Raw genomic sequence first — 12938 nt, 5'->3', positions numbered from 1 at the left:
GTGAATTCATCTGAACTTACCCCGCCGAACATTCCCGCCGAGTTTATTCCGCGCCATATTGCGCTGGTCATGGACGGAAATGGGCGCTGGGCTAAGGAACGCGGCCTCAAGCGCACCGAAGGCCACAAACGCGGCGAAGCCGTGCTCATGGATGTGGTGGATGCCTGCCTCGCATTGGGCGTGGAGTATCTCTCCGCCTACGCCTTCTCCACCGAGAACTGGCGGCGCAGCACGGACGAGGTGCGCTTCCTCATGGGCTTCAATCGCGATGTGCTGCGGCGGCAGCGCGACGTACTCAACGAGAAGGGCGTGCGAGTGCGGTGGGCAGGCCGCCGGCCGCGGCTATGGCGCAGCGTCATCCGCGAGCTGGAAGAAGCCGAGCAGCTCACCGCGTCCAACACCCGCATGACCCTGGCTATGTGCGTGAACTACGGCGGCCGAGCCGAGATCGTCGACGCCGCCCGCGAGATCGCCCGCCAAGCCCGTGCCGGGACGCTCTCGCCTGGGGCTATCACCGAGGAGCGCTTCTCCGAGTTCCTCGACGAGCCCGATATGCCTGATGTGGACCTCTTCTTGCGGCCCTCGGGGGAGAAGCGCACCTCAAACTTTTTGCTCTGGCAATCCGCGTATGCCGAGATGGTCTACCAAGACAAACTCTTCCCCGATTTCACTCCCCAGGACCTTTTCGCCGCAGTGGAGGAATATGCCCGCCGCGATCGCCGATTCGGTGGAGTGAAATAAAAATTTCACCCATATCCCATGATCAACCCCGGTTGGCAGCGCCGCCACGAGGGGTTAAGATACCGGCGATCACGTGGTAATCGGCCACGTATCGTCGTCATGAGCCGCGGCACGTGAACATAACGCGCGCGACGTGGCGCACGCATGAGCTGGGAGAGAAATGTCAGACAAAGCGACGTCCGCAGGAAGCCATGAGGCGGGAGGGAAGAAGGCTGCGCGGCTGCTCAGTACTGCCAGCCCCAAGCAAGTAAAGCGCTGGCGCCAATACCTCGCCAATGAACGCGCCGAGGCGGCCGTGTACCGCGAGCTCGCCCGCGGTAAGACGGGGGAGGAGCGCGAGATCCTGCTGCGCATCGCCCAAGCGGAGTCGCGGCACGAGCAGCACTGGCACACCCTCCTCGGCGACGAAGTGGGCATGCCCCTGCGGCCTGATTTCTCCACGCGGTTTATGGCTTTCATGGCGCGCCACTTCGGATCAGTCTTCACCTTGGCGCTCATGCAAAACGCGGAGTCCCGTAGCCCCTATGAGGAGGACCAAGACGCCACCGGCCAAATGCAGGCCGATGAGCGCATCCACGCCGAGGTCGTTCGCGGCCTCGCGGCGCGCTCCCGGGAACGCATGTCCGGCGGCTTCCGCGCCGGGGTCTTTGGGCTCAACGATGGTCTCGTCTCTAACCTCGCGCTCGTGCTCGGCATCGCGGGATCCGGGGTGTCGCAGAACGTCATTCTGCTCACCGGTGTGTCCGGACTTTTGGCCGGCGCCCTCTCGATGGCGGCGGGGGAGTACGTCTCGGTGCAGTCCCAAAAAGAGCTCCTCGAGGCATCCACCCCCGACCCCGAGGTACGCCGCGCCCTGCCGCAGCTCGACTTCGACGCCAATGAGCTCGCCTTGGTCTATCGTGCCCGCGGAATCGATCAGCAGGAGGCCGAAGACAAAGCTCGGGCCGTGCTGCAGCGCATCCGCACCGCACATGATGTTCAGACCCCGGGCGAATTGAGCGATGCGTCCTCCGATACCAGATCCGTGGGTACAGGGATAACCGCGGCGCTGTCGAGCTTCGCGTTCTTTGCCGGCGGTGCCCTCATCCCCATCCTGCCCTTCCTCTTTGCCCTCTCCACCACCACGGCTGCGGTGATCAGCACCGTGCTCGTTGGTATCGCCCTGCTGCTCACCGGTGGCATCGTGGGCGTACTCTCCGGCGGGCCGCCGGCCAAGCGGGCGCTGCGGCAGCTGGCCATTGGTCTCGGAGCGGCAGGCGTGACCTGGCTATTGGGCACGATCTTCGGTACCAGTATCTCCTAGCTGGGCTGCTGGCTGAGCTGCCCTGTCTAAAAAAAACTCGTGCGCAGCTATTGACTATCGAACACCTATGCGAGAATATAGTTCTAAGGGGAAAAGTTTAGGATAGAAATAGCGTGCAGGGGGAATAATGTTTGCGCAGCTAGAAGAAGATCAATTACCCGCAGAGGCCCGTACTATCTACAGCTCCCATTCGCTATGGGGCGCGGTGTTCGAACGTATTAACAATACAGACTGTCGCTATAGTCACGAGCTGGCGACACTACCGTATAGCGCCCTCGAGGTGAATCGTCGTCGCATCGAGCTGATCGATTATCTCGCGGAGAGGGCGGGGGAGGGCGATGCGGTGGAATATACCGCGGCGCGCTTCGCCGGGCCTTTAGGGTGTACCGAGAATTTCGTGGTGACGCTCCTGGAGCTCTCCCAGCTTTTCCGGGACTTCCCGTTGCTCGCGGCGGTGTTGCGCCTGAGGCCGATTTTCAATGACTCCCACCTGCTTGCTCTCGCCTCGGCATTGGTGGGGATTGCGCCGGAGAAAAGGGTGGACTTTGAGCTGAATTTCCTGCTCGATGTGCTGCCGCGGCGCAATAATCAGCAGCTCAAAGGGCGCTACTGGTTGCGCCGGCGCATCAATGACATCCTGGTGCGGGTGGATCCGCTCGGGGTGGATTCCAGTGGGGAGAAAGATCCGCGCCGAACAACGCAGGAATCAGTGAGCTTTTGGGACAATCCCGAGGGCGATACCGGCTATATCGACATCGAGCTGAAGAATCATCGCTATCACCAGGTGATGGGGACGATCGCCCAAGTGGCCGCGCAGCGGGGGATCTCGCGGACGGATGCGCTCGTGGAGCTGATGACGCAGAACACCAACACCAAGGTGGTCTTTCATGTCTACGCCAACTGGTATGAGAAGCAGGCGTGGACTCCCGAGCAGGGGTGGCTATCGGAGTACGCCACAGACGAGCTGCTCAAGCAGGTGACCGCGCTCCAGTTGCTCTCTGATTCGGAGGTGGGTTCCTATCAGCCCACGGAGTCGCAGCGGCACGAGGTGATCGCCCGCTATGGCTGCTGCAACTTCCCTGGGTGTACCACGGCGGCATCGAAATGCCAGATGGACCACCTCCAGGAATATAACCGAGGTGGCCCGACGGCGACGTGGAATCTGCATCCACTGTGCACCAAGCATCACCGGCTCAAGACGCTCGGGGAGTACACCGTCGAGATGGATCCGCAGGGTAACACTATCTGGCGCTCCAAGGACGGTGAGGAAGCCACCTCCGTGCCGGAGGGAGTGATCAAGGATATGCGCCGGCTGACGCTGGAGGAGCGGATGCGCCACAAGCACCAGGTGCGGCGCGAGAAGAATGAGGCGATCTACGGCAGTGAGGTGCACCCCGAGGCGGACGAGCCCGCCCCGTTCTAGTGCTTAAGGGGCGGAGTGGCGAGGGGCGCACTCGGCGCAGAAGCCGAAGACCTCGGCGGTATGGGCAGTGAGCTTGAAACCATGAGCCTGGGCGGCCTGCTGGGCCCATTCCTCCACAGGGCCACCCTCGATTTCCTCGGTCTTGCCGCAGTCGGTGCAGACCAGGTGGTGATGGTGTCCTTCCGTGTCGCAATGGCGGTAGCGCGTCTCCCCGGAAGCCATGTTCAGCACGTCCACGGCCTCAATATCAGCCAAGGACTGCAGGGTGCGGTAGACGGTGGTCAGGCCCACTCGGTAATTACGGCGGGTGAGCTCCTCGTGGATCGTTTTCGCAGAAGCGAAAGCGTCCAAGTCGCGGAGAACATTCACCACGGCTGCACGCTGCCTCGTGCTACGCACGCCAAGCTTGGGGATGGTCGGGTCGTTACGGGTAGCCATCGAACTGACTCCTTCGAGTTACAGGGGAACAATCACTCGGCGGGGCTGTTATCGCCGAGACGGGGATCATCAGGCATTAGTGTAAGCCCCACAATGGGGCCGACACAGTATTGTCATCTGTTTCCTTTAAGGTTTATCGAAATTGAAATGAAAACGGTTACATCAGGGAAGGGACGTCTCTCGGGCGAGGAGATGACAGCGGCTGTGGCCCCTAGCGATAGTATGGTTGAGACTTACATGTGTAGACGCTAAAAGAGGAGCTTCCTGTGGCACAGCAATCTGTTGTCGATTCCGTGGTCAATCTCTGCAAACGCCGAGGTCTGGTGTATCCATGCGGTGAGATCTACGGCGGCACCCGCTCGGCCTGGGACTACGGCCCGCTGGGTGTGGAACTGAAGGAAAACATCAAGAAGCAGTGGTGGCGCACCTTCGTTCAAGGCCGCGCCGATGTGGTGGGCCTGGACTCCTCGATCATCCTGCCGCGCCAGGTGTGGGAGGCCTCCGGCCACGTCGAGACCTTCACCGACCCGCTGGTGGAGTCCCTGCACACGCACAAGCGCTACCGCGCCGACCACTTGCTCGAGGCCTATGAGGCGAAGCACGGCCACCCGCCGGCGAATGGCCTCGCCGATGTCAAGGATCCCGAGACCGGCCAGGACGGCAAGTGGACCGAACCGCAGCTCTTCTCGGGCCTGATGAAGACCTACCTCGGCCCCGTCGATAACGAGCAGGGCCTGCACTACATGCGCCCCGAAACCGCCCAGGGTATCTTCATCAACTTCAAAAACGTGATGACGACCGCCCGCCTCAAGCCGCCCTTCGGTATCGGCCAGGTGGGTAAGGCCTTCCGTAACGAGATCACCCCGGGCAACTTCATCTTCCGTACCCGCGAGTTCGAGCAGATGGAGATCGAGTACTTCGTCAAGCCGGAAGAAGCACCGGAGAAGTTCGACGAGTGGGTCGATGCCTGCTGGAACTGGTTTATCGATCTGGGCATCAACCCCGAGAACATCCGCCAATTCGATGTGCCGCAGGACGAGCGCGCCCACTACTCCGATCGCACCATCGATTTCGAGTACAAATTCGACTTCAGCGGCAACCCCTGGGGCGAGCTCATGGGCGTGGCTAACCGCACCGATTTCGATCTCTCCAGCCACATCACCGCCTCCGGCGAGGACCTGTCCTACTTCGACCAGGCGAGCGGCGATCGCTATGTGCCCTACGTGATCGAGCCCTCCTTCGGCCTCACCCGCGCCCTCATGGCCTTCCTCTGCGATGCCTACACCGAGGACGAGGCCCCGAATGCCAAGGGTGGCGTCGATAAGCGCACCGTGCTGAAGCTCGATCCGCGCCTGTCTCCGATCAAGGTGGCTGTGCTGCCCCTGTCCAAGAAGGAAACGCTCACCCCGACCGCCGAAAAGGTGGCCGATGAGCTGCGTAAGTACTGGACCATCGACTATGACGTCTCCGGTGCCATTGGCCGCCGCTACCGTCGTCACGACGAGATCGGCACCCCCTTCTGCGTCACCGTGGACTTCGACACGCTCGAGGACAACGCAGTTACCGTGCGTGAGCGCGACACCATGGAGCAGGAGCGCGTCTCCATCGACCAGCTGCAGGGCTATCTGGCCCAGCGCCTCATTGGCTGCTAAGGAGTAGGACACATGGAGAATCTGCAGTGGTCGCGCCGCGAAAAGGGCGAGTCCGGCACCGTCATGAAGCTGCGTCAAGGCGCGGATGTGGTGGCCGTGGACGTGATTACCCAAGAGGGCGTATCCGGGCGCATGAGCGTGGGCGGCAGCGAGCCGTGGCGCCTCCATGTGGCCCCCGATGACGGCGCCTCTGCCACCACCCCGGACGGCCGCGTCTACAGCGCGAAGCCCGAAGAGGCTGGCACCAAGTTCACCAAGGCCAAGGCATTCGCCGTGGACGCTAATGGCCGGGCCATGCGTGTGGTCAATGAATCCTCCAATAACTGGGTGGTGGAGGATCACGACGGTACTAAGCTGGGCCAATTCACTGGCTTCAACTCGGGAGTTCGCGACGTCGAGCTGGATCTGAGCGATCTTCCCTCCGATGATCTGCTTAGCCAGGAGGAAGCCGTGTTTCTCGCTTGGCTGGCGCGCATCGCATTGGAGAACCGTCTCGAGTCGCGTTCCACCATCATCATCGCCACCTTGGTGTTGCTCACCATCTTGGCGCTGGCCGTGTTCCTGCTTTAAGCACCGATAGAAAGGGCGCACGATCATGGTTGAGCAGCGAGTCTCCACCACCCCCGGGCAATCGCCGTGGGTGTGGGTATGGGATGAAAACGAGCTGCTCGACCGCGATGATCTCCTCATCGCCCACGTGCGCTCCGATGTGATCTACGTGGACGGCCAGCGCCTCCTCGTGGAATACACCCCCGGCACCACCTCCTTCAGCTTCCGCGCCACCGCCGCAGACGGGGAGATGATGTGCGTGCGCCAATCAGGCTTTACCATTACCTCTCTCGAGGCCGAATGCGGCGACCGGCGCTACAAGCTGGATCGCTGCTCGGTCTGGCGCAAAGAACGCGCCATCACCACCGCCGATGGCGCCATTGCGGCCTTCACCCGGCCGCGGGTGTCCGGCCGCGTCGAGATAGAAAACGGCCCGGCCCATGCCGAGATTCCGCTTATCGACGCCGTCGTGCTGACATGGGCCTGCGTGGTGGTGGATTCGCCGATCAGACGGCCGCGCTACTAGAAACGGCCGCCGCCACCGAAGGAGCCTCCACCGCCACCGCCGCCGAAGGAACCGCCACCACCGCTGAAGCCGCCGCCACCGCCGCCACTGAGCAGGCTGTTGATCACCATGCCAGCCACAAAGGCACCCGAGGTGCTGCCCGAAGAGCGGTGCCGATCGTTGTACTTGGAAATCTCGTCTTCTGCCGCGCGATAGGCGCGATCAGCGGCGCGATGCGCCTCCACAGCGGTATCAGCCGCGCCCCGCAGATTCGTGCCGCGCAGCTGCTGCGCCCGCGAGCGCAGCTGGATGGCCTCGGCCAGCAGGGTGCGTGGCCGCGCCCCAATGACTCGGCCACGGGTGGCCACCAGATCCTCGGTGGACTGAATGAGACGATCCGCAGACGCCAAGGTGCTGTCGAGACGCCGCAGCAGTTCCTCACCCACGCGCGAGGTGGTGCGCAGGGTCTCGAGCAGCAGGTCGAGCTCGCCATCGGCCTCGGTGAGGGTGGCGTGGCTGGCCAAGGGATCGGCCTCACCCTGCTCCTGTGCGTGGGCTACCGCCTGCTCGGCCTGCTGGGTGACGGAGCTGACACGCTGCTCATCTACCCGCACGCCGGTGCTGCGGCTGCGCCGCATGAGATCCTCGGTCTCGCGCAGCTCCGCGCGGACCTCCTCGATCAGCCCCGGCAGGGCGGCACGCGCGCCGGCGATATTCGTCTCGGCGTGCTCCACGCCAGCCAGCAGCTGATCGGCCTGGTCCACGAGCTTTTCGGTACCGGTGATCAAATCCACCACATCGGACTGCTCGCCCGCCGGCAGCTGGGCGCGGTCGCGGGCGGTATCGAGGGTGGACTCGGCTTCGGAGAGGTGCTTCTCCGCCATCTCCACGTTGTCGGTGATCGACCCCAAGGTGCTGGCGCTATAGCGGGAACGCAGCTGCTCCAGCTGCTCCTCGGCGCGCGGCAGTCGAGTGCGCAAATCCACGATGCGCTGGGTGAGTCGATCCAGATTCTCTGGGGCGTTGAGCAAGACATTGCGCATCCGCGCAAAATCCTCGGAGCGGGCGTCGAGAATATCATCGGCGCTCGCGCAGGAGGTCACGATCCGCACCAGCCCATCGCGCCGCTCGCCGCGGAAATTCCCCGCATCGAGGGCGCTCTTGATGGCAAAAGCCTCGTGCAGGGTGCGCTGTGAGGACTCGAGAGCTTGGGTGAATTGGCGGGTGCGGATCTCACCGAACTCGGCCTTCGCCAGACGCAGCTCCTCGTGGGCGCGGCGAATGGACTCATCGGTCGAGACCAGCTCTTCTTCCGCGAGCTCGGCCAGCACCTCGGTATCGAGGCTGCGGAAGCTATCCACATCATCGGAGCGGAACTGTCGGGCCTGTTCAATCTGCTGGCGTTGCTCCTGCTTACGCCGCCGCTTCGAGGCGTACCACAGCCCGCCGCCGGCGCCCACCACGGCAACGGCACCGCCGCCGAGCCAGCCAATCTCCTCGCCGCTCAAAGAACCGGAGGAGGCATAAGTATCAGCCATTGTCTGCGCCCCCGCAGCCCAGTTACTGTCTCCCAGGGCGGGCAGGCCGGCATTAACAATGTCTTTGAGCTCCGACTCCGACCACTCGGAACCAGCGTGGTAGCCATAGGCGCGCGAGGACACATCCACCGAGATGATCGCCACGTTATCGCCGGACATCTGCTGGAACCACTGCTCGGCCCGCTCGGTGCCGGTGCCTTGATAATCAGACTCGAAAATCAGATAAAGCAGCCGCCCATGATCCTGAAAGCCCTGGCGTAGTGAGTCGCTAATCGCGGTAGCCTCCGCGGAGGAGAACACCCCCGCAAAATCACCCACATAATTGTCTCTCAACTGTTGATAATCCGCGGAGGACACCATGGTCACTGGCGGTGCTTCCGCATGGGCGCTGGGACCAGCGGCAAGCAGGCCGATAGCGCCGGCAGCAATCATGGTGGCGGACAGGGGACCAACTATGCGCGTGCTCATACGTGCCAGAGTAGTGCACTCTGCGCCGTGCTAGTCTCGGCACCACTATGACCACGTCCCCCACAGCGCTCGTGCTGGGAACCTCCCAGTACGATGGCGTGCCCTCCCAGGTCTTCGCCGCGCGCCTCGGCGCCGCCCACCGGCTCTATCAGGACCACACCGTGCAGAGGATTGTCATCGTCGGCGGGAAATTACCCGGGGATCGCTTCAGCGAAGCCGAAGCGGGGGCGAACTATCTCGCGGAGCGCGGGGTGCCGCGCTGCGACCTCGTCGAGGTGCCGGAAGGCCACGATACGCGCAGCTCCTTGGAAGCGGTGGGGGCAAGCGTCGATAAGCGAACACCGCTGATCGTGGTGACGGATCGGACTCATCTGCTGCGAGCGCGGTGGGTGGCGCGTCGGGAAGGATATGCCGCCACCGGGCATGGGGTGCGGGCGAGGCTGCGCGTCTATGGGCTGCTGCATGAGGCCGGTGGGCTGGCGGTGCTGGTGGTGGAGACCGTGGCCGGTCGGCGCTGGGCGCGACGTGTCGAGCGGTGTTTTCGCACGCTTGGCTCATTTTATCGGCCAAGTCTGCGGGCCCGAATGAAGCAACTCTACTAGCGTCACTAGGGTGAACGTCTACTCCGCCAGCGATTATGAACGCCGCCTGAGCGAAGCGGCCAAAAGCGCGCAGCTCCCTGGGGCCGCACCCGACGAGCGCAGCGACTTCTCCCGCGACCGGGCGCGCGTCCTCCACTCGGCGGCACTGCGACGACTCGCGGACAAAACCCAAGTGGTGGGGCCCCGCGATGGCGACACCCCGCGCACCCGGCTCACGCACTCCCTCGAGGTGGCGCAGATTGCGCGCGGAATCGGCAGCGGCCTCGGGCTGGACCCCGACCTCTGCGAACTCGCTGGGCTCTGCCACGATATCGGCCACCCGCCCTATGGGCACAATGGGGAAGTGGCGCTCAACACCGTCGCCCAAGACGCCGGCGGCTTCGAAGGCAATGCCCAAACCCTGCGGATCATCACCCGCCTCGAACCGAAGGTGCTCGACGCCGCCGGGAATAGCTATGGGCTGAACCTATCGCGCGCCGCCATCGACGCCTCCTGCAAATACCCCTGGACCGCCAGCGAAGGACGCCGCAAATACGGTGCCTACGATGAGGATCGCGAGATTCTCCGCTGGGCGCGCGCCGGGGTGAGCGGGCAGAAAAAGTGCATGGAAGCCCAGGTGATGGACTTCTCCGATGACGTCGCCTACTCCGTGCACGATGTGGAAGACGGCATTCTCTCCGGCCGCATCCGTCTCGGCGTGCTCTGGGATCTGGTGGAACTTGCCGCCCTCGCCCAGCAAGGCGCCCACGCCTTTGGCGGCAGCCCCGAGGAGCTTATCGACGCCGCCGACCGGCTACGTCAGCTCTCCTGTGTGGCCCAAGCCGCCGACTTCGATGGCTCCCTGCGCGCCCTCACCGGATTAAAAGCCATGACCTCGCAGCTGGTCGGCCGCTATGTCGGTGCCGCCATTAGCGCCACCCTTAACGCCCACGACGGGGCGCCCCTAGGCCGGCATCACGGAGAGCTGGTGGTCTCCGCCGAGGTGGCCGCCGAGGTGCGCATGCTCAAAACCATCGCCGTGTTATACGTGATGGAAGAAGACCAGCACCAGCGCCGCCAAACCCGGCAGCGCAACCTCATCTATCGGGTGTACGACTACCTGCATCTCAGCGCGCCCGGCTCGCTCGACCCGATGTTCGCCGCCTGGTACACCCAGGCCGAGAACGAGCAACAGCGCCAGAGGGTGCTCGTGGATCAGATCGCATCCATGACAGAATCCCGGCTCGAACGCACCGCCCGCAACGCCGCCGATATCTCCGTGTTCTACTGCTAGGTATTCTCCCCTTCGAGGGAGGCCAAGGGCCCGCCCGAGCGATCCCCGCGGATCCGCTTGAGCACGTTCTCCGCCGAGATCAAACACATCGGCACACCCACCCCAGGCACCGTGGTGGCACCCGCATAGTAGAGGCCGCGGAGCTCGGAGGAGGCATTAGCGCCGCGCAGAAAAGCCGACTGGCGCAGCGTGTGGGCAGGGCCGATCGCGCCGCCGCACCAGGCATGATAGCGATCCGCGAAATCCGTTGGGCCAATCGTGCGCAGCACCTCCACCCGGGAACGCAGCGCCGACTCGCCGATGGCGTCCCCCAACTGCGCCAGCGCGGAGTCCGCAATCGCCTGCACCGCTGCGCTGGGGGAGTGCCCATAGGCGTCGCCGTGGCCGAGGCTGATATCCGCGGGCACCGGAACCAGCAGGAAAAGATTCTCCTTACCCGTCGGGGCGACGCTCGGGTCCGTGGCCGAGGGGCGGCATACATACATTGACTGCGACGCGCCCAGGGGACGATCCGGGTGGGGGCCGGAAAAGACCGCATCGAAATCCGGGGTCCAGTCACGCGAGAAGAACAGATTGTGGTGCTCGAGCTGCTCCAGCGGGCCATCCACCCCGGCCAGCACGAGCACCGTGCCGATACCGGGATCCCGCCGGGCGAAGGAACGCTCCGAGTAGCTGCGCAGCCGCTCGGGCACCAGCGTGGTTTCGGTGTGGTGGAGATCCGCGCCGGAGACCACCACGTCCGCGGTGAGCGTGGCGGCCGTGCCCTGGGCGTCGAGGACGCGCACCCCTGTGGCCCGCTTCCCCTCATGGGTGATGGCGGTGACACGGGTAGAGAGATGAAAGCGCACCCCCGCGTCGCGGGCGAGGCGGTAGAGGGCGTCGATCACGGCCGCGAAACCACCCATGGGATAGCGCACCCCCTGGGTGAGATCGGTGTGGCTCATCAGGTGATACATCGCCGGGGTGCGTTCGGGGCGGGAGCTGAGAAACACGGCCGGGTAGCTGAGAATGTGGTGTAGCCGCGGATCACTAAAACGCCGCCGCACATGCTTATCCAGCGAGGTGCTCAGCAAGTAGCTGAGGGTGCCGAGTCGTCGCAGCACGCTGGAATCGAGCAGCGGCCCCGGCGAGGAGAAGGTGGTGTAGAGGAAACGCTGCATGGCGATGTCATAGGCGTCCTCGGCCTGATCCAAGTAGGTCTCCAGAGTGGCGCCGGCCCCCGGCTCGAGGGACTCAAAGAGCTCCACAGCGGCGTCTCGGCCGAAGGGCACATCGAGCGGCTCATAGGGGTCGATAAACACCCGATAGCCAGGATCGAGCAGCCGCAGATCCAGCTGCTCGGCAGTCGAGGTACCCATGAGCTCGAAGAAGTGGTCGAAGGCATCCGGCATGAGATACCAGGAGGGGCCGGTATCCCAGCGATAGCCGTCCTCCACGAGCAGCCCGGCACGGCCGCCCACCTCGTCATTCTTTTCCACCACATCCACCTGCATGCCGCTGCGGGCTAAGAGCGCGGCGGTGGCCAGTCCGGCGACGCCGGCGCCAATCACGAGGGCACTAGAGGGATACATGGGGGCCTTTCCGGTGGAGTGCACCTTGGGCGAGGGAGCGGGCAATGATGCCCGCCTTGCGGGCGGGGCTCAGGCGCAGTCGCTGCCGATAGAGTTGCTCGGCGGGGGCCTGCTCCAGCTCATCGCTGAGGGCGGCGAAAAGATTAGTGGCCGAGCGCACCGCCAGCGCCGAGGAGGTGGGCAGCAGCGGGATCGATGTATAGGAGACCTGCAGGTCCGCGCGGATCTCGGCGATGAGCGCGGCCTTGGATTCCTCTGTCAGCTCGCCCAGATAGGCGCGGCCGAGACTAGCGCTGTCCTCGGAGAGATCCCGCAGGAAGTTGATTTTTTGAAATGCCGCGCCGAGACTGCGGGCGCCGCGCTCCATCGTGTCCCGATCCGCGGCCGGCACCTCCCGGCCGGCGAGGAAGATCTGCACACACATCAGACCGATCACCTCAGCCGAGCCATAAATATAGCGAGCGAGGCTCTCCGGGGTGTGCTCGCTGCGGTCCAGATCTTGGCGCATGGAGGCGAAGAAGGCGGCCATGTGCTCGCGCTGGAAATCGCAGCGGCGGGCGGTTGCGGCATAGGCGTGCAGCACCGGGTCGGTATGAAAACCGCGCTCGGGGGCAGCCAGCACCGCCGCCTCATAGCGATCCAGCTCGGCACGGATCTCGGCGGGGCTCATGCCCGCCACCGTGGCGGTGCCGTCGACGATCTCATCGGCGATGCGCACCACCGCATAGAGGTTGTGGATATCGCGGCGCACGGCTGGGGCGAGCAGCTGGCTGCTCAAGCCGAAGCTAGTGGAATAGGAGCGGATGACCTGGCTGGCGGCCGCATCGGCGCAGTCTTGGAAGCGCCGCAAATAATCGGGATGGGAGACACTCATA

General features: G+C 64.1%; 12 protein-coding genes. 8 read left to right on the top strand and 4 right to left on the bottom strand.

Going from position 1 to position 12938, the window contains the following annotated elements; all coding sequences use genetic code 11:
* The 3 genes from KRX12_RS01935 to KRX12_RS01925 all read left to right on the top strand — a co-directional run bounded on the left by KRX12_RS01935 (nucleotide 1) and on the right by KRX12_RS01925 (nucleotide 3467).
* Complete coding sequence (locus KRX12_RS01935; RefSeq protein WP_218364095.1) at nucleotides 1-741, top strand: isoprenyl transferase; 741 nt, start codon at nucleotides 1-3, stop codon at nucleotides 739-741.
* Nucleotides 742-901: 160 nt separating this feature from the next.
* Nucleotides 902-2044, top strand: a complete 1143-nt coding sequence (locus KRX12_RS01930; protein ID WP_218365522.1) for a VIT1/CCC1 transporter family protein — start codon at nucleotides 902-904, stop codon at nucleotides 2042-2044.
* Nucleotides 2045-2171: 127 nt separating this feature from the next.
* Nucleotides 2172-3467 carry an HNH endonuclease signature motif containing protein gene (locus KRX12_RS01925; protein ID WP_218365521.1) on the top strand — a complete coding sequence of 432 codons (1296 nt, stop codon included), beginning with the start codon at nucleotides 2172-2174 and terminating at the stop codon, nucleotides 3465-3467.
* 3 nt (nucleotides 3468-3470) lie between these two features.
* Here KRX12_RS01925 and KRX12_RS01920 read toward each other — a convergent pair whose 3' ends face one another.
* Nucleotides 3471-3905, bottom strand: a complete 435-nt coding sequence (locus KRX12_RS01920) for a Fur family transcriptional regulator (protein ID WP_151549269.1) — start codon at nucleotides 3903-3905, stop codon at nucleotides 3471-3473.
* Nucleotides 3906-4171: 266 nt separating this feature from the next.
* Between KRX12_RS01920 and KRX12_RS01915 the strand changes: the two genes are divergently transcribed.
* Genes KRX12_RS01915 through KRX12_RS01905 form a run of 3 tightly spaced genes read left to right on the top strand, consistent with a single transcriptional unit; the run spans nucleotide 4172 to nucleotide 6632 of the window.
* The gene (locus KRX12_RS01915; protein WP_151529172.1) at nucleotides 4172-5557 is read left to right on the top strand and encodes a glycine--tRNA ligase; all 1386 of its coding nucleotides are present in this window, start codon (nucleotides 4172-4174) and stop codon (nucleotides 5555-5557) included.
* Nucleotides 5558-5569: 12 nt separating this feature from the next.
* Nucleotides 5570-6127, top strand: a complete 558-nt coding sequence (locus tag KRX12_RS01910; RefSeq protein WP_218365520.1) for a hypothetical protein — start codon at nucleotides 5570-5572, stop codon at nucleotides 6125-6127.
* A gap of 25 nt (nucleotides 6128-6152) precedes the next feature.
* The gene (locus KRX12_RS01905; RefSeq protein ID WP_218364087.1) at nucleotides 6153-6632 is read left to right on the top strand and encodes a hypothetical protein; all 480 of its coding nucleotides are present in this window, start codon (nucleotides 6153-6155) and stop codon (nucleotides 6630-6632) included.
* On the opposite strand, the gene KRX12_RS01900 is transcribed toward KRX12_RS01905, so the two are convergent.
* On the bottom strand, nucleotides 6629-8617 hold the full coding sequence (locus KRX12_RS01900; protein ID WP_218365519.1) for a TPM domain-containing protein: 1989 nt from the start codon (nucleotides 8615-8617) through the stop codon (nucleotides 6629-6631). The genes KRX12_RS01905 and KRX12_RS01900 overlap by 4 nt on opposite strands.
* Nucleotides 8618-8664: 47 nt before the next feature.
* Here KRX12_RS01900 and KRX12_RS01895 point away from each other — a divergent pair, with 47 nt between their 5' ends.
* Both KRX12_RS01895 and KRX12_RS01890 read left to right on the top strand, forming a co-directional pair.
* The gene (locus tag KRX12_RS01895) at nucleotides 8665-9219 is read left to right on the top strand and encodes a YdcF family protein (protein WP_218365518.1); all 555 of its coding nucleotides are present in this window, start codon (nucleotides 8665-8667) and stop codon (nucleotides 9217-9219) included.
* A 10-nt stretch (nucleotides 9220-9229) separates the two neighbouring features.
* Complete coding sequence (locus KRX12_RS01890; RefSeq protein WP_218364084.1) at nucleotides 9230-10492, top strand: deoxyguanosinetriphosphate triphosphohydrolase; 1263 nt, start codon at nucleotides 9230-9232, stop codon at nucleotides 10490-10492.
* Here KRX12_RS01890 and crtI read toward each other — a convergent pair.
* Nucleotides 10489-12063, bottom strand: a complete 1575-nt coding sequence (gene crtI, locus KRX12_RS01885; RefSeq protein WP_218365517.1) for a phytoene desaturase family protein — start codon at nucleotides 12061-12063, stop codon at nucleotides 10489-10491. The genes KRX12_RS01890 and crtI overlap by 4 nt on opposite strands.
* Nucleotides 12050-12937: a phytoene/squalene synthase family protein gene (locus tag KRX12_RS01880; RefSeq protein WP_218365516.1), complete on the bottom strand. Its 888-nt coding sequence runs from the start codon at nucleotides 12935-12937 to the stop codon at nucleotides 12050-12052. Before KRX12_RS01880 ends, crtI begins: the two co-directional genes overlap by 14 nt.
* Nucleotide 12938: the final 1 nt, after the last annotated feature.

The organism is Corynebacterium sp. TAE3-ERU2, from assembly GCF_019209955.1.
In the GTDB taxonomy this organism is placed as follows: Bacteria; Actinomycetota; Actinomycetes; order Mycobacteriales; family Mycobacteriaceae; genus Corynebacterium; species Corynebacterium megadyptis.
Note: the sequence above shows the minus strand (reverse complement) of the source record. Positions and strands in the feature narration are given on the sequence as shown.

Excerpts from the sequence above, each read along its gene's own strand:
- KRX12_RS01930 (WP_218365522.1), top strand. The coding sequence starts at position 902 with ATGTCAGACAAAGCGACGTCCGCAGGAAGCCATGAGGCGGGAGGGAAG.
- KRX12_RS01925 (WP_218365521.1), top strand. The coding sequence starts at position 2,172 with ATGTTTGCGCAGCTAGAAGAAGATCAATTACCCGCAGAGGCCCGTACT.
- KRX12_RS01920 (WP_151549269.1), bottom strand. The coding sequence starts at position 3,905 with ATGGCTACCCGTAACGACCCGACCATCCCCAAGCTTGGCGTGCGTAGC.
- KRX12_RS01910 (WP_218365520.1), top strand. The coding sequence starts at position 5,570 with ATGGAGAATCTGCAGTGGTCGCGCCGCGAAAAGGGCGAGTCCGGCACC.
- KRX12_RS01905 (WP_218364087.1), top strand. The coding sequence starts at position 6,153 with ATGGTTGAGCAGCGAGTCTCCACCACCCCCGGGCAATCGCCGTGGGTG.
- KRX12_RS01900 (WP_218365519.1), bottom strand. The coding sequence starts at position 8,617 with ATGAGCACGCGCATAGTTGGTCCCCTGTCCGCCACCATGATTGCTGCC.
- KRX12_RS01895 (WP_218365518.1), top strand. The coding sequence starts at position 8,665 with ATGACCACGTCCCCCACAGCGCTCGTGCTGGGAACCTCCCAGTACGAT.
- crtI (WP_218365517.1), bottom strand. The coding sequence starts at position 12,063 with ATGTATCCCTCTAGTGCCCTCGTGATTGGCGCCGGCGTCGCCGGACTG.
- KRX12_RS01880 (WP_218365516.1), bottom strand. The coding sequence starts at position 12,937 with ATGAGTGTCTCCCATCCCGATTATTTGCGGCGCTTCCAAGACTGCGCC.